The following is a 16,236-nucleotide window of genomic DNA, read 5'->3' as shown; positions in this document are numbered from 1 at the left end:
CAAGCAGATAACAAACTTTTACAGTTATGATGCCTTTAAATTTAGGTGATCATGAATAATAATGTACGTTAGAGTAGACAGTGTTGAAGGCTTAGCAGCTTGGTGTGAAAATTGCTTATTGCGATTAAGATGTTGATTTATATTTTTCATCAATGATTTTTGAGAAATTAATCGACATTGCAAATTTTGCTGTATTATCCCTAACTTGCTGGATATGTTGAATTATCTACTTTATTTTTTTATTTACTTAGTAAATACTGCTGTTCGGATTTTATATTTCGAAGCATGAAATATGTAACGAGCCCTTTTTGTCAAGCTCTAACTTTAAGTGAAAATTTGCGCTGAAACACAGAAACTGCATGGGTTCTCATTACAACTTAGGGTAAAATTGGGTACTATTAGTAACAGCTATCCCGCCATATTGGCTGGGTGCAGAGCCAAATCATATTGGAGATACAGCTTGATTAATGTATTCCTTGTAGATGATCACGAACTGGTTCGCACAGGGATCCGACGTCTTCTTGAAGATGTCCGTGGTATTAAAGTGGTAGGGGAAGCCGACAGTGGTGAAGAAGCCGTAAAATGGTGCCGTAGTGAACACGCGGATATCATTCTTATGGATATGAATATGCCCGGAATCGGTGGTCTTGAAGCCACCCGAAAGATTTTACGTTTCAGTCCAGATGTTAAAATTATCGTTCTAACAATTCATACTGAGAACCCTTTTCCGACGAAAGTAATGCAAGCAGGTGCTGCTGGTTACTTAACGAAGGGAGCAGGGCCAGATGAAATGGTCAATGCCATCCGAATGGTAAACAGTGGTCAGCGTTATATCTCACCAGAAATTGCACAGCAAATGGCATTAAGTCAATTTGCGCCAGACTCAGAAAATCCATTTAAGGAGCTTTCAGAGCGTGAGCTGCAAATCATGATGATGATCACGAAAGGTCAAAAGGTTACTGACATTTCAGAGCAGCTCAACCTTAGCCCTAAAACGGTGAACAGTTATCGTTATCGACTATTCAATAAGTTAGATATCAGTGGTGATGTAGAATTAACTCACCTTGCTATTCGACATGGAATGTTAGATACAGAGACGTTGTAGTGTCAGAACCGTTTGACTCAAAAAGCTTTTTGAAAACCGTTACTCACCAGCCAGGCGTATACAGAATGTATGACGTCGCTGGTGAGGTTATCTATGTCGGTAAAGCAAAAGATCTTAAAAAACGCCTTGCCAGTTACTTTCGTACGACGGTAGCTGGTGAAAAGACAAGGGCTTTAGTTAAAAACATTGCTAAAGTCGATGTCACTGTAACGCATACCGAAACCGAAGCACTTATTCTTGAGCATAATTACATTAAATTGTATTTACCTAAATACAATGTACTGCTTCGAGATGACAAGTCTTATCCTTACATTTTCCTTAGTTCAACGACTCATCCCAGACTCACTATCCATCGTGGTGCTAAAAAACGCAAAGGCGAATATTTTGGCCCTTACCCTGATGGTGGAGCGGTACGAGAGAGCTTGCACTTACTACAAAAAATCTTTCCTGTTCGTCAATGCGAAGACTCCGTTTATGCAAACAGGAGTCGTCCGTGTTTAATGTATCAAATTGGTCGCTGCTCAGGACCATGTGTGAAAGGCCTTGTCAGTGACGAGGATTATCAAGAGCAGGTGAATTATGTTCGCTTGTTTCTGAAAGGAAAAGATAAGCAAGTTATTAGTTCGCTTGTGGAAAAGATGGAGCAATCTAGTCAGCAGTTAGCCTTTGAGAAAGCGGCGCTGTACCGGGATCAGATCCAAGCTTTACGCCGTGTTCAAGAGCAGCAATTTGTGAGCAACGATAGTGATGACGATCTCGATGTCATTGGCATTGCACACGATAATGGTATGGCTTGTATTCATGCGCTGTATATTCGCCAAGGTAAAATCTTGGGTAGTCGTAGCTATTTCCCGCGTATGCCTTCTGATGCGAGTGTGACTGAAGTTCTCTCTAGTTTTGTGACACAGTTTTATCTCAATCAGGCTGAGGGTAGGGTGATCCCTGCCGAAATTTTGCTTGGTCTCGACTTAGGTGAAGAAAAAAGTGTTATCGCAGATACCCTAACTGAGCTTGCTGGACGCAAAATTACGTTGAAGGTACGTAGCCGTGGTAACAAGGAAAAATTTCAGCGCTTAGCCCAAACGAATGCAGAAACAGCGTTAATCAGTAAGCTCAATCATAAAATGACGATTCAACAACGCTTTATGGCATTGCGTGAAGCGTTGAATCTCAATATATTAGAGCGAATGGAGTGCTTTGATATAAGCCATACAATGGGAGAGAAAACGGTTGCTTCTTGTGTGGTGTTTAATCGAGAGGGGCCTTCAAAGCAAGAATATCGTCGTTATAACATTTCGGGCATCACTGGTGGAGATGACTACGCTGCTATGGCGCAAGCCCTAGAGAAACGTTACAGCGGACAAACTGAACCTGATAAAATTCCTGACATTATTTTTATCGATGGGGGTAGAGGTCAGCTGTCAAGAGCGTATGATGTAGTTAACCCATTGATGTCGACGTGGCCAAAGCGCGCGTTATTAGTCGGTGTAGCAAAAGGAACAACGCGAAAGCCGGGGCTTGAAACCCTACTTTTGACAACCGGCGAAGAATTTTCAATGCCTTCAGACTCACCGGCGCTGCATTTAATTCAGCATATCCGGGATGAAAGCCATAATCATGCTATAAGTGGTCACCGTGCCCAGCGTGCAAAAGTGAGAAGGCGTAGTGCATTAGAAGATGTGGAAGGGATCGGTCCTAAGCGTCGTCAGGCACTACTTAAGTATATGGGTGGATTACAAGAACTGAAAAAAGCAAGTAGAGAAGACATCGCTAAGGTTCCAGGAATCAGTAAAGCCTTAGCAGAAAAAATATATGACGCACTGCAACATGGCTAACAGTGCTGCAATTTAAATCCACAATAAGAACTAAGAATTATGCGTTTAACAATTCCGAATATCTTAAGCTTCATACGACTGTTTCTGATCCCATGCTTTGTTATCACCTTTTACCTTCCCTATAGCTGGGCGCCTTTTGCAACGGCGCTGATTTTCTTAATCGCAGCTATTACAGATTGGTTTGATGGCTATTTGGCGAGAAAACTTAACCAAACGACACGTTTTGGTGCATTTATCGATCCTGTTGCAGATAAAGTGATGGTCGCTGCCGCAATGGTATTGGTCGTTGAACATTACCACTCTGTGTGGGTAACTATTCCAGCTATCACTATGATTGGTCGAGAAATTATTATTTCAGCATTACGTGAGTGGATGGCTGAACTTGGCAAACGTTCTAGCGTTGCGGTTTCATGGGTCGGAAAAGTGAAAACAGGCTCGCAGATGTTTGCTTTGTGCGTTCTACTATGGCACCCAACTGATTGGGTTGTATGGATTGGATACATCTCACTATACGTAGCAATGATTTTAACGTACTGGTCTATGTATATTTACTTACGTGCAGCCAAGCATGATTTGCTGAACTCAGAAGACATATAAAAAGAAGAAGCGGCTTGATAGCCGCTTTTTTTCTGCGTTGGTAATGTGTGTCTTCTAAAGCCGCACCTGAATGGTGATTGATTTTTAGCAACGTAAATGTTGCGCTTTTAATCATATGGAACGACATTTGGTGTCATTGGTTGAAAATAAAGCGAACGATTTTGTTTTCTTCATTTTCTGCGTGACAGCCTACAATGGTTGTGTAAAATGGCTGCCATACCAACGGGGGAAGCATCCCTGAAAGGTTACGGCGCGTTGGCAGAGTGGCTATGCAGCGGATTGCAAATCCGTGGACCTCGGTTCGACTCCGGGACGCGCCTCCATTCTCGATTGAGAATAAATAAAGCGACACTAGCTCAGTTGGTAGAGCGCAACCTTGCCAAGGTTGAGGTCATCGGTTCGAACCCGATGTGTCGCTCCAAATTAAAATCTTACGGCAATAGCGGTAAGACAYAGATGGTGTTTAACTTTTCAGTTAGCGCATCGCGAGAAATTGCGTGCCCTGGTGGTGGAATTGGTAGACACAAGGGATTTAAAATCCCTCGACGTTCGCGTTGTGCCGGTTCAAGTCCGGCCCGGGGCACCATCTAATAAAGGCGCGTTGGCAGAGTGGCTATGCAGCGGATTGCAAATCCGTGGACCTCGGTTCGACTCCGGGACGCGCCTCCATATAGCAGAAAGCCCGATACGAAAGTATCGGGCTTTTTTGCATTTTATCTAGAACGAATATTAGCCATTTGCAAATTGTTGCAATGGTACCCTTTTGGCTAATAGACTGGTATAGATACGGTTTCCTATTATCCCTCCGATTAACCCAGCTATTGCTGCGGCGCAAACAGCCATGAACAGTGTTTGTGGTTCATTGAAGGCAATAGAAGCCAGTAACCCCGGTATAGGGGCTGCACTGCCTGGCGCATCGTTAACAATGCCGAAATAGGCGGCAATTGTGCCCGCTAATGCACCGCCGATAAAGTTAGACATAAAGATAGGCACAGGATTTCGAGTAACAATGTGGGCTTGGGTTAAAGGTTCAAGCATGACACTGATCGTATTGCTGGATTTACCCAGCTTTAATGTGTGGAATATATAACCGTTAGTAAAAGATCCCCCGACACATGCAATGGCGGCTATCCCCATAGGTAAGCCTGTGAGCCCTAACATGGCGGTCAGTGCCATTGAACTTAGCGGTGAAGTACAGACCATCTTGATCAAGCCACCTAACAAGAAGCCCATCGCAAGTGGCGATAGCTGTGTTGCTTCAGTGATCATGCTTGCGAGCGTCCCCATTAGTAAATCAAGCCCAGGGCTAATGAAAATACCCAGCAGCCTTGCTAGTGGGGCCAAGGTGAGTACGCCTAAAATGACGTCAACACCTTCCGGTAGGTATTTTTTGAAAAGAGGGGCTGCAAACGAGAATAAGTAGCCAACAATAAAGCCTTCTAGAATGCCCAGATTCGCCATTGCTAAGCCGGTTACGATTGCAAATACGGGCTGCACACCTACACGCAACATAACCAATGTTGCGGCCGCAACTCCGCCCATGCCACCAACCATATTGCCAAATTCGGCAAGGTAACTGATCCCTAAAAGGTTACCCATAACATATTTATGAATAGCCTCAACCAAGAAAGTCGCAATAGCGGCATCAGCGAGCCCACTCATGGCAGCGCTACCATTTGGGGCTTTAAAGCTGAACAAAGAAAACAAACATAACGCTGCAATTAATGCAGCAATTCCCAGAATAATTTCCATATTAATTCCTTGCTAATAAAAACAATGTAATAACAGGTGCTAATAAAGGTTAACCGCCAGGATCAGGGATAGATAAGAGGTTATATGTACGAATTGGATGGGAGAGGGTATTGCTTAGCAGACCGCAAGCAAGTAAATGTCCTCAGGGGGACGTACTAATGTTCGAACGAAATTGCACAAAATTAACGTGAAACGATGTCATAACTAAATCATCCCGTTAAGTAAACAATTATTACGTTAGCATAATAACTCAGGCTGAATTTTGAACTACTTCATGTTGTTTTTCTTATAGAAGGCTTTGTGGTTAATAAATCTAATTATTCAATCAGTTTCACTGTCAAATTTTGGCGATGAATAGAGTTGTAACATTTGTAAATAACACTTGGCATGCACATTCTCAATGTGTTAGTTTTCAAACCAATCTCAGACTTGAATGATCTGAGGCATAGGTACTGTGTTGTATTCAGGCTGATTACCGCATAGTACGCCGTAGGTACTAACAATATGATTCTTCAATCAAGAGCATATTTTAGTAGAAGGGCATTAATGCGCTGTCCTGCAAATTGAGCAGGGGCATATTGAAGGAACCCAACGTGAAAGCGATGACATTATCTATATCTACCAAAATCAGCTTTGTCTTACCCAATTACAGTATTATTACTGAGCCTTGATCTTCCTGATCACAAATAATATGAATTCCAATGTACTGACATAATTGCAGTTATCGCTTTTCGACATTTAAATTTTGTCATTTAAAGTGCTTTCTCGTTATCCGTTCGTAGATTGAACTTTGTGCTGTGAGCCACAACCGTATGATGGAACAGCATGATTCCCTGTATTGCATGTAAACGTTGCATTTATACCACAATGAATTTTATGTAAAACATCTACTTTCGATGCTTAGTCTCTACTTAATGCGTCTGGAAGGGTGAATATTGAGAAATACCACCGATTAGATGATGTTTATTTATGTGAAAATCATTGATAGGTATGTGCAACATGATTAAACGGAAAAATCATGAGCAACGTATTAAACCTTGATGAATTGAAGCTGGCCTCGAATGTGCCTGTCGTCCATGGAATCTATGATTTAACACCAGATGAGTTACTTCTTAGCCAAGAGCACTATGAATCAGAAGTGCGTTCATATCCGCGTCGATTACCATTAGCGATTGCTAAAGCATCAGGCGTTTTAGTTGAAGATACGCGTGGTCAGTTGTTTTTAGACTGCTTGGCCGGTGCGGGTACCTTAGCTATGGGGTATAACCACCCTGAAATCAATCAAGCGATCATCGATCAGTTACAGGCTGGTCTTCCTTATCAAACGCTTGATATGACGACACCTGCAAAAGATAAATTCATTAAAGAAGTGATGGGTTTTCTACCCGATTATTTCTCAAAAGATGCGTGCATTCAATTTTGTGGCCCGTCAGGTGCCGATGCGGTAGAGGCTGCCATTAAACTGGCTAAGCAGACGACAGGTCGTAATACCATGGCTGCCTTCCACGGTGCATACCACGGAATGACAAATGGTACGATGGCGATGATGGGGAACCTGAACACCAAAGCTCGTCGTCAGGGTTTGATGTCAGATGTACACTTTCTACCTTTCCCATACAGTTTACGTTGTCCGTTTGGCATGCATGGTGACGAAGGGGCTAAACAAAGCCTTCGCTATATTGAGCGCATGCTATGTGATGATGAAAGTGGTGTACAAAAGCCTGCAGCGATCATTGTTGAACCCGTTCAAGGTGAAGGGGGAGTAATCCCAGCCCCAGCATTCTGGTTGCAAGAGTTACGTCGAATCACCAAAGAACACGGTATTTTACTGATCTTTGATGAAATTCAATGTGGTATTGGTAAAACGGGTTATAACTTCGCCTTTGAAGAGGCCGGTGTCGCACCGGATATCCTGTGTTTGTCTAAAGCTGTCGGTGGTGGTTTACCGATGTCGATTTTGATTTTTAACAAATCAATTGATACATGGAACCCGGGTGAGCATACCGGCACTTTCCGTGGTAATCAGCTTGCGATGGCGACGGGGGCAAAAGCACTCGAAATAATTCGTCGTGATAACCTAGTTGAACACGCCCACAAAGCTGGTCAGTATTTCCGTGAAGGGTTAGAACGTATTGCACAGTACACTAGCTGCATTGCTGAGGTACGTGGTAAAGGCCTAATGCTTGGCATGGAAATTGTTAAAGCCGATGGTTCTAAGAATAAGTTTGGTGAGCCAGAAGCCGATCCAGAGCTAACAATCGCTATTCAGCGTGCAGCGCTTGAGCGTGGATTAATTATTGAGAAAGGTGGCCGACAAGGTTCGGTATTGCGTTTCCTTCCGCCACTTGTTATCACCTACGAGCAAATTGATTTTGCACTCGAGGCATTGAGTCAAGCCGTTCTTGCTACCGCTGGGCCTGCAATCGTTCAAGATATTAACGTTGAAAGTAATGATTGGCATCAACACTTTATTCACACGGGTAAAGGTGGTGCAGATGTGTTTGAATCAGCATTGAATAGCACAACTCAAGCGTTAAAGTCTGTATTTGAAAATACCGATACACCGTATTCAGGTATCGAACCGCAAGTACTGAAATCAATGATTAACAACATTGATTTAGATAATTCACAGATGCCTTTGGATTTAGTGATTGAGCAAGTTGGTGAAGTGATTGCCAAAAACTCAATCATGGTACAACACCCACATTGTATTGCGCACCTTCACACGCCACCGCTGCTTCCAGCGATTGCTGCTGAGGCATTCATAGCGGCATTGAACCAGTCTATGGACTCTTGGGATCAAGCGAGCGCTGCAACGTTTGTTGAGCAGAAGGTTGTCGACTGGCTTTGCGGGCTTTATCAACTTGGTGATGCTGCTGATGGTGTCTTTACCAGTGGTGGTACGCAAAGTAACTTGATGGGTCTATTATTAGCTCGTGATTGGGCTGCAGACACCATCTCGGGACATAATATTCAGCAACAAGGCTTACCAGAATATGCAGCAAAAATGCGTATTCTATGCTCGAAAAAATCACACTTTACCGTTCAAAAGTCGGCTTCTCTAATGGGGCTAGGTGAGCGAGCTGTTGTCTGCGTTGATACGAACCCTGATGGTACGATTAAATTAGCGTCGTTAGTCAAAACTGTTGAAACTTTAAAGCAAGATGGCTTGTTGCCGTTTGCGTTAGTAGGTACAGCAGGTACAACAGATCATGGTGCTATTGATGATATAGCGGGCATGGCTGATATCGCGCAGCAACATAATTTATGGTTGCATGTCGATGGCGCATACGGTGGCGCACTTATCTTAAGTCGTCACAAATCTCGATTGAATGGCATTGAGCTGGCTGATTCAGTCAGTGTTGATTTTCACAAAATGTTCTATCAACCGATCAGCTGTGGTGCTGTATTGGTTAAAGATAAAGAGCATTTTAAATATCTACTGCACCATGCAGACTACTTAAATCGCGAAGATGATGTACTGCCGAACTTGGTGGACAAATCAATTGCAACAACCAAGCGTTTTGATGCATTAAAAGTGCTGATGACTATGCAATGTGTTGGTCCTAAAGCGTTAGGGGCAATGTATGACCACTTGCTAAACCAAACACAGCAAGTTGCTGATCTTATAAATACATCAGCAGAGTTTGAATTGTTGGCCGATCCGGCATTGTCGACGGTGCTATTCCGCTACGTTGGTCTTCAGCAAGAAGCTAATATCGACCAGTTAAATAAACAATTACGCATTGATGCACTAGTGCAAGGGAAAGCAGTATTGGGTGAAACGGTGGTAGACGGCAAGGTTGCACTGAAATTTACCATTTTGAACCCTTGTCTGACGATGTCAGATTTTGAATCATTACTGAAAGAAATTAATAACGTTGCAGCTCACATCGAGCAAGTAGCTTAAAAATGAACTGAGCCAAGTCGCCATCGATGAATTTGGCGTCTTGGTTTATTGATAGATTTTACAAACGGAAAATAGATACTATGGCAATTCTACAGATTGGTGCTGGTGGTGTTGGTTGGGTTGTTGCGCATAAAGCAGCTCAAAATAATGAAGTATTGGGCGATATTACGATTGCCTCTCGCACACTTTCAAAGTGCGACAAAATTATCAACTCCATCAAGGGTAAGAATAACCTTAAAGACCCATCGAAGAAGCTTGAATCTCGTACTGTTGATGCGGATGACGTTGATGCATTAGTGGCATTGATTGAAGATGTAAAACCTGATCTTGTCATCAATGCTGGTCCTCCATGGGTAAACATGACCATCATGGAAGCGTGTCTTCAAGCTAAAGTATCTTACCTAGATACATCGGTTGCTGTTGATCTTTGTTCTGAAGGTCAGCAAGTACCACAAGCTTACGATTGGCAATGGGCTTACCGTGAAAAATTCGCTGAAGCGGGTATCACCGGTATTCTAGGTGCTGGTTTTGATCCCGGCGTAGTTAGTGTATTTGCTGCATACGCTGTGAAGCATTTGTTCGATGAAATCGACACCATTGATGTTATGGATGTCAACGCAGGTGATCACGGTAAGAAGTTTGCAACTAACTTTGACCCAGAAACAAACATGCTAGAAATCCAAGGTGATTCTTTCTACTGGGAAAACGAAGAGTGGAAGCAAGTACCTTGTCACTCTCGTATGCTAGAGTTTGATTTCCCTAACTGTGGTCCACAAAAAGTCTACTCAATGGCGCACGATGAAGTTCGCTCAATGAAAGAGTTTATTCCAGCAAAACGTATCGAATTCTGGATGGGCTTTGGTGATGCTTACCTAAACTACTTCAACTGCATGCGTGATATCGGCTTACTAAGCCCTGATCCACTTACATTGCACGACGGTACTGTTGTTCAACCGCTACATGTATTAAAAGCATTGCTGCCAGATCCTACATCGTTGGCTCCGGGTTACACTGGCCTAACGTGTATCGGTACTTGGGTACAAGGCAAGAAAGACGGTAAAGAGCGTAGCGTGTTCATCTACAACAATGCTGACCACGAAGTGGCCTACAAAGATGTAGAGCACCAAGCGATTTCTTACACGACAGGTGTGCCTGCGATTACTGCAGCACTGCAATACTTCCGTGGTAAGTGGGCAGAAGCTGGCGTGTTCAACATGGAACAACTAGACCCAGATCCGTTCCTAGAAACTATGCCTGAGATTGGTCTTGATTGGCATGTTCAGGAATTGGAAGTCGGTCAGCCTGACATCAAAATCCTGAAATAATTCTGGTTATTTGAGGCAATAGCGGTGTCAATCGTGCTCATTTACGTTCGTAAACTCCGCGCGGTTTCCTTGCTCTTGTCTCAAATTCCTACGAATTATAATCAAAAAATATAAATAGGCGGTTTATGTTTACTGCCTTATTTACAAAGTAATATCAGAAGGGAGCAGTTATTGCTCCCTTCTTGGTGAAACTCTTAATTCGGTTGTTCTGTCGATCGGAATGAGGGACTGTTGAGAGTCGATATTTTCCTGTTTTGTCCTGTCTGAACGCAGTGAGTTACAAAATAGGGAAATATTGAATCCAACATCCTTACAGACACAACTTGAGTGTGTGAGAAAAAATGACATTTAAAAAAGAAGAATTAAAAACCCCTTACTTCATGATCAATGAAGATAAGTTGGTAGCAAATCTTGAGAAAGCGAAGCTGTTGAAAGAGCTATCTGGCGTGAAGCTAGTGTTGGCTCTGAAGTGTTTCTCGACTTGGGGTGTCTTTGACATCATTAAGCCATATTTAGATGGCACCACAAGCAGCGGCCCAAATGAAGTGAAACTGGGCTACGAAACATTCGGGGGCGAAACACATGCCTACAGCGTGGGTTACAGCGCCGATGACGTAAAAGAAGTGGCTGATATCTGTGATAAGTTAATTTTTAACTCTCAAACCCAGTTAGCCGCTCATCGCCATCTTGTTGAAGGTAAATCATCAATTGGTTTACGTTTAAACCCTGGAGTTAGCTATGCAGGGCAAGATCTAGCAAACCCTGCACGCCAGTTCTCTCGTCTTGGTGTGCAAGCAGATCATATTAACCCTGAGGTATTCGACTCAATCAACGGCGTGATGTTCCACATGAACTGTGAGAATAAAGATGCCGATGCGTTCATTGGTCTCCTCGATTCGATCTCTACGCAGTTCGGTGATTATCTAAATAAGCTAGAGTGGGTGAGCCTAGGTGGCGGTGTGTTCTTCACATGGCCGGGTTATGACATTGAAAAACTAGCGGTTGCCTTGAAGGCTTTTTCACAAAAACACGGTGTACAACTTTACCTAGAGCCGGGTGAAGCAATCATCACGAAAACAACGGATTTAGTGGTGACTGTCGTTGATGTGGTAGAAAACGGTATGAAAACCGCCATTGTTGATTCAGCGACTGAAGCACACCGATTAGATACGTTGATTTACAATGAACCGGCATCAATAGCAGAAGCTGCAGATAACGGTGAACATGAGTACATCATTGGTTCGTGCTCTTGTCTTGCCGGTGATCAATTTTGCGTTACTCAATTTGAACAGCCATTGGAGATCGGCCAGCGTCTGCATATTTTAGACAGTGCAGGCTATACCATGGTGAAGCTGAATTGGTTTAATGGTTTGAAGATGCCATCGATTTATTGTGAGCGTAGTACGGGTGAAGTCCAGCGTTTAAATGAGTTTGGCTACGACGATTTTAAGCGTTCGTTGTCACAATGGTCAGTGAGTTAATACAGCGTTCAAAATTCAATAAAATCAATGAGTGGTGATATGTTCGCCACTCATTGGTGTTATTTTGTGTTGATGTGATGGAAATTGACCGTTTGATATTTTTTATTGTTTTTTTCGTTGACTCGCCGCGTAAAATCAGTAAATTACACCACATACCGCAGCGGGGGAGACCTTACTGAGGTGGTAAAAATGGCGCGTTGGCAGAGTGGCTATGCAGCGGATTGCAAATCCGTGGACCTCGGTTCGACTCCGGGACGCGCCTCCATTCTCGATTGAGAATGAAAAAAGCGACACTAGCTCAGCTGGTAGAGCGCAACCTTGCCAAGGTTGAGGTCACGAGTTCGAACCTCGTGTGTCGCTCCAAATTGAATCTCATTGCGTAAGTGGTGAGTAAGTGAAACACAGGCAAAGCTGGTAGACGATACCTTAACAAGGTTGAGGTCACGCCTAGCTACTCGAAGATCGGGAACCTCGTGTGTCGCTACAAATTAAAATCTCATTGCTCATGTAGCAGTAAGATACAGATGGTGTTTAACTTTTCAGTTAGCGCATCGCGAGAAATTGCGTGCCCTGGTGGTGGAATTGGTAGACACAAGGGATTTAAAATCCCTCGGCGTTCGCGCTGTGCCGGTTCAAGTCCGGCCCGGGGCACCATCTATTTTAAGTCTAAGATTTTCTGAATAGAAACTTTTAGCATGCGACACTAGCTCAGCTGGTAGAGCGCAACCTTGCCAAGGTTGAGGTCACGAGTTCGAACCTCGTGTGTCGCTCCAAATTATCTAAACTCTTTTTAGAGTTAGAAGAAAAGTAAAAATGGCGCGTTGGCAGAGTGGCTATGCAGCGGATTGCAAATCCGTGGACCTCGGTTCGACTCCGGGACGCGCCTCCATTCTCGATTGAGAATGATAAAGCGACACTAGCTCAGCTGGTAGAGCGCAACCTTGCCAAGGTTGAGGTCATCGGTTCGAACCCGATGTATCGCTCCAAATTAAAATCTTACGGCAATAGCGGTAAGACACAGATGGTGTTTAACTTTTCAGTTAGCGCATCGCGAGAAATTGCGTGCCCTGGTGGTGGAATTGGTAGACACAAGGGATTTAAAATCCCTCGACGTTCGCGTTGTGCCGGTTCAAGTCCGGCCCGGGGCACCATCTACATAGAAAAGCCTCAGCAGAAATGCTGAGGCTTTTTTGTTTCTATTCGCCACTAATACCAACCCACATAAGTACTTGATCAGTCTTACTGGTTAAAACCGCTATTCTCTACGTTAGATATTTTGTAATTAGAACCGCTAGTTACTGCAATCTCTGCCTTGATAACAGCAATTTTTCCTGCGTAATACTTAGATCAATTACTTATCCAGATTGGTATAATTCTAGGCTATTGCTTTAGGTAATAGGCTGAGAGACTTCGTCGACCAGATAGAGGATCGACTGGTATGGAACACCGCTATGATGTGATAGTCCAATTTCACAGGTTCGGCTGTTACTAAAACCCCGTAGGCAGTGCTCAGGTACTTGAGCCTTTAGTGGGTGCACAGCCGCCGCATTCAGCTCTGGCGTGGTAAAACCTTTGTCACCCGCCCAACCACAACATTGAATATGCTCCGGTACAATCACTTCGGATACACATTGGTTAGCAAGTTTTAGCATATCGTTTTCTAGCCCCATGCGGCGAGAGCTACAGGTGATGTGCAGCATAACGGTTTCATCAACAGGAGAGATAGATAAATGTTCTAACAGGTATTTACTTACAAACCCTGTTGGTTCGTATATATCAAGGGGCTGAGCAAATTGCTCAATACTGCGCTTGGCACAGGGGCTAGTATCGATTAAAACAGGATACCGACCTTGCTCTGACGCTTGCCATAAAGCAGCTTCTAGCTGTTGTGCTTTGTTTTTAGCTATGTCATTCATACCTTTGCTGTCATAGGGCATCCCACAGCATTGTGCTTTAAGTGCTTCGGGTATAATGACTTCATATCCCGCTTTTTCAAGCAAAGATAGTGTGACTTCTGTTAGTGGGCGCTGATCGGTAGCATTGGCTTGCTGGCCCATATTACGGCTCGCGCAGGATGGCATATACACAACTTTTCTCAACTGCCGAGGCTGATAGGCTGCCGCATCACTGAGATCTTGTGAGTTAGCTTGCGGCAATTCTGGTATCCATAGTGGTGTAGAACCTTTCGTTAGGTTACGTACGCCATTAGTCACCTTGCCAACGAAGTTCCCACCTAGCGCTTTAACGGCTAACTGGTTGGCTTTGAGCCCGGTTCTAGCCAGTGCCATTGTGCTCGAAAAGTGATCGGCAGTCCATTTGGCTATCGGAGTGAACTTTTGGTATTTCGCTGTGCGCAGCTGTTTTACTAAGTCGCCAGTATTAATACCGACAGGGCAGCGATCGGCACAAAGCCCGGTTGCCGCGCAGGTGTCGAGTCCTTGGTATTCAAATATTTTTTCTAGCTCGGTCGCTTCAACATTTTCTCCAGCCGCACGACGACGTTGTAATTCACGATATAGCACAATACGCTGGCGTGGCGATAAGGTGAGGGTACGAGAAGGACAGACCGGTTCACAAAAGCCGCATTCAATACAGCGATCAACTAATTCATCTGCCGCAGGCATTGGCTTAAGATGCTCAATGTGTGAATTGGGGTTGTCATTAATGATCACCCCCGGATTAAGTAGGCTTTCAGGGTCGAATAGTGCCTTGATCTTTTGCATCAAGGCATAGCCGTCTTTACCCCATTCCAGTTCAACATAAGGCGCCATATTTCGGCCTGTGCCATGCTCGGCTTTTAATGAGCCTTGATACTTAACGGCTACCAACTCGGCTACATCATCCATAAAGCCGCCGTAGCGCTCTATTTCAGTCTGTGATTCAAAGCCTTGGGTAAAGACAAAGTGTAAGTTACCTTCTAGTGCATGGCCGAAAATGATGGCTTCGCTATATTGGTATTTATCGAACAATGCTTGCAGGTCGCGAACGCCATTTGCCAAGTTTTCAACCGGAAAGGCAACATCTTCAATGATCACTGTGGTGCCCACCTCACGTACTGCCCCAACGGCAGGGAACATGCCTTTTCGGATCCCCCAAAGGGTGGCAACAGTAGCAGGATTCGAAGTAAAAGGTACCGACTCAGTAATGGTGTAACCCGACAGTGAATCCATAATCTGAATGCATTGATTGTCTATGTCTGCTTGGGAACTCGCGTGAGACTCAACCAGCAGTGCTGCCGCTTCAAGATCTAGCGATTTGATAAATTCGGGCATGCCGGGTTTATCGGCGACGGAGCGCATAGCTCTGCCATCCATGAGTTCGACGGCAGCTACTGGTGTTTTTGATAGTGTTGTGACCGCTTTACTGGCTTCTTCGATATCGGCAAACACCAACAGGGCAGAGGCTTTATGTTGGTGTTCAATCACCGTGTTGTAGGTAATTTCGGCAATAAACCCCAAAGTACCTTCAGAGCCAATCATTAAGTGCTCGAGTACTTCTATTGGGTTTTGATAGTCAACTAAGGCATTAAGAGCATAACCAGTGGTGTTTTTCAGGCGGTATTTATGATGAATACGCTCGGTAAGCGCAGTGTTCTCGGCTGTTTCTTGGCAAAGTGCCTGAATACCTTGTAGCAATTCAGGGCGAGTTGTTTTGAATGCCGCGATACTCTCGCTGCTGGCAGTATCAAGCAGTGAACCATCGCTAAACACTATTTTCATGCTGTCGACGGTACGGTAAGAATTCTGCGCTGTACCACAGCACATACCGCTGGCGTTGTTGGCTGCAATACCACCAATTTTACATGTATTGATTGAGGCCGGATCTGGGCCGATTTTACGCTGAAATGGCGCAAGGTATTTGTTGGCATCAGCACCAATTACACCGGGTTGGAGAGTGATTTTATGGCCGTCATCGGTAATCTGATGCCCACGCCAATCGTCGGTGAGGGTGATAAGCACCGAATCTGACACTGCCTGACCAGACAAACTGGTGCCTGCAGCGCGGAAGGTAAAGTGAACACTCAGTTCACGACAGCATTGGATGGCAAAAATGACTTCATCCAAATCCCTAAGGCGTAGAACGATTTTCGGCACCAAGCGATAAAAACTCGCGTCGGTGCCGTAGGCTAGGCGTTTGGCTTCTTGGGTGATGATGCGCTCTTTTTCGATACGCTCAGCAAGGATACCTTCCAGTTGTTGATACGTGGCATTGGTAATTGCGTTTGCCATCA

8 protein-coding genes and 11 tRNA genes are annotated in these 16,236 nt (G+C 44.3%); 17 read left to right on the top strand and 2 right to left on the bottom strand.

The genetic code is table 11. The features are described from left to right. The first annotated feature begins 460 nt into the window (after positions 1–460). The 7 genes from uvrY (at position 461) to L4D09_RS11585 (ending at position 4,206) form a co-directional block, all read left to right on the top strand. A complete protein-coding gene (uvrY, locus tag L4D09_RS11615; protein WP_428457667.1) occupies positions 461–1,105 on the top strand; it encodes a UvrY/SirA/GacA family response regulator transcription factor in 645 nt (214 codons plus the stop codon). Next, positions 1,105–2,940, top strand: coding sequence for an excinuclease ABC subunit UvrC (uvrC, locus tag L4D09_RS11610; RefSeq protein ID WP_428457666.1), 1,836 nt, complete (start codon positions 1,105–1,107; stop codon positions 2,938–2,940). Before uvrY ends, uvrC begins: the two co-directional genes overlap by 1 nt. A 39-nt stretch (positions 2,941–2,979) precedes the next feature. Further along, the gene (pgsA, locus tag L4D09_RS11605; RefSeq protein ID WP_428457665.1) at positions 2,980–3,537 is read left to right on the top strand and encodes a CDP-diacylglycerol--glycerol-3-phosphate 3-phosphatidyltransferase; all 558 of its coding nucleotides are present in this window, start codon (positions 2,980–2,982) and stop codon (positions 3,535–3,537) included. A 249-nt stretch (positions 3,538–3,786) separates the two neighbouring features. Then, positions 3,787–3,860 (top strand) — tRNA-Cys (locus tag L4D09_RS11600). 22 nt (positions 3,861–3,882) lie between these two features. Then, positions 3,883–3,958: transfer RNA gene (locus tag L4D09_RS11595), tRNA-Gly, on the top strand. 78 nt (positions 3,959–4,036) lie between these two features. After that, positions 4,037–4,123: transfer RNA gene (locus L4D09_RS11590), tRNA-Leu, on the top strand. Positions 4,124–4,132: 9 nt separating this feature from the next. After that, positions 4,133–4,206 (top strand) — tRNA-Cys (locus L4D09_RS11585). A 60-nt stretch (positions 4,207–4,266) separates the two neighbouring features. Here the strand turns inward: L4D09_RS11585 and L4D09_RS11580 are convergent. Next, a complete protein-coding gene (locus L4D09_RS11580; RefSeq protein ID WP_428457664.1) occupies positions 4,267–5,289 on the bottom strand; it encodes a PTS sugar transporter subunit IIC in 1,023 nt (340 codons plus the stop codon). A gap of 1,018 nt (positions 5,290–6,307) precedes the next feature. Between L4D09_RS11580 and L4D09_RS11575 the strand changes: the two genes are divergently transcribed. From L4D09_RS11575 to L4D09_RS11530, 10 genes are all read left to right on the top strand, one after another. Next, positions 6,308–9,199 carry a pyridoxal phosphate-dependent class III aminotransferase gene (locus L4D09_RS11575; RefSeq protein WP_428457663.1) on the top strand — a complete coding sequence of 964 codons (2,892 nt, stop codon included), beginning with the start codon at positions 6,308–6,310 and terminating at the stop codon, positions 9,197–9,199. Positions 9,200–9,279: 80 nt separating this feature from the next. Further along, complete coding sequence (locus tag L4D09_RS11570; protein WP_428457662.1) at positions 9,280–10,524, top strand: carboxynorspermidine synthase; 1,245 nt, start codon at positions 9,280–9,282, stop codon at positions 10,522–10,524. A 341-nt stretch (positions 10,525–10,865) separates the two neighbouring features. Beyond that, positions 10,866–12,005, top strand: a complete 1,140-nt coding sequence (gene nspC / locus L4D09_RS11565) for a carboxynorspermidine decarboxylase (RefSeq protein ID WP_428457661.1) — start codon at positions 10,866–10,868, stop codon at positions 12,003–12,005. Positions 12,006–12,196: 191 nt separating this feature from the next. Then, positions 12,197–12,270, top strand: a tRNA-Cys gene (locus L4D09_RS11560). Positions 12,271–12,292: 22 nt separating this feature from the next. Continuing rightward, positions 12,293–12,368 (top strand) — tRNA-Gly (locus L4D09_RS11555). Positions 12,369–12,572: 204 nt separating this feature from the next. Further along, positions 12,573–12,659, top strand: a tRNA-Leu gene (locus L4D09_RS11550). 43 nt (positions 12,660–12,702) lie between these two features. Next, a tRNA-Gly gene (locus tag L4D09_RS11545) sits at positions 12,703–12,778 on the top strand. Positions 12,779–12,820: 42 nt separating this feature from the next. Next, a tRNA-Cys gene (locus L4D09_RS11540) sits at positions 12,821–12,894 on the top strand. Between the two features lie 21 nt (positions 12,895–12,915). Beyond that, positions 12,916–12,991 (top strand) — tRNA-Gly (locus L4D09_RS11535). A 78-nt stretch (positions 12,992–13,069) separates the two neighbouring features. Further along, positions 13,070–13,156: transfer RNA gene (locus L4D09_RS11530), tRNA-Leu, on the top strand. 237 nt (positions 13,157–13,393) lie between these two features. Here the strand turns inward: L4D09_RS11530 and L4D09_RS11525 are convergent. Further along, on the bottom strand, positions 13,394–16,234 hold the full coding sequence (locus L4D09_RS11525) for an FAD-binding and (Fe-S)-binding domain-containing protein (RefSeq protein WP_428457660.1): 2,841 nt from the start codon (positions 16,232–16,234) through the stop codon (positions 13,394–13,396). Between the last annotated feature and the right edge of the window lie 2 nt (positions 16,235–16,236).

The organism is Photobacterium makurazakiensis (assembly GCF_050336715.1).
Lineage (GTDB): Bacteria > Pseudomonadota > Gammaproteobacteria > Enterobacterales > Vibrionaceae > Photobacterium > Photobacterium makurazakiensis.
Note: the sequence above shows the minus strand (reverse complement) of the source record. Positions and strands in the feature narration are given on the sequence as shown.

What these genes read in the sequence shown, in the direction of transcription:
- pgsA (WP_428457665.1), top strand. Translation starts at nt 2,980, where the DNA reads ATGCGTTTAACAATTCCGAATATCTTAAGCTTCATACGACTGTTTCTG.
- L4D09_RS11580 (WP_428457664.1), bottom strand. Translation starts at nt 5,289, where the DNA reads ATGGAAATTATTCTGGGAATTGCTGCATTAATTGCAGCGTTATGTTTG.
- L4D09_RS11575 (WP_428457663.1), top strand. Translation starts at nt 6,308, where the DNA reads ATGAGCAACGTATTAAACCTTGATGAATTGAAGCTGGCCTCGAATGTG.
- L4D09_RS11570 (WP_428457662.1), top strand. Translation starts at nt 9,280, where the DNA reads ATGGCAATTCTACAGATTGGTGCTGGTGGTGTTGGTTGGGTTGTTGCG.
- nspC (WP_428457661.1), top strand. Translation starts at nt 10,866, where the DNA reads ATGACATTTAAAAAAGAAGAATTAAAAACCCCTTACTTCATGATCAAT.
- L4D09_RS11525 (WP_428457660.1), bottom strand. Translation starts at nt 16,234, where the DNA reads ATGGCAAACGCAATTACCAATGCCACGTATCAACAACTGGAAGGTATC.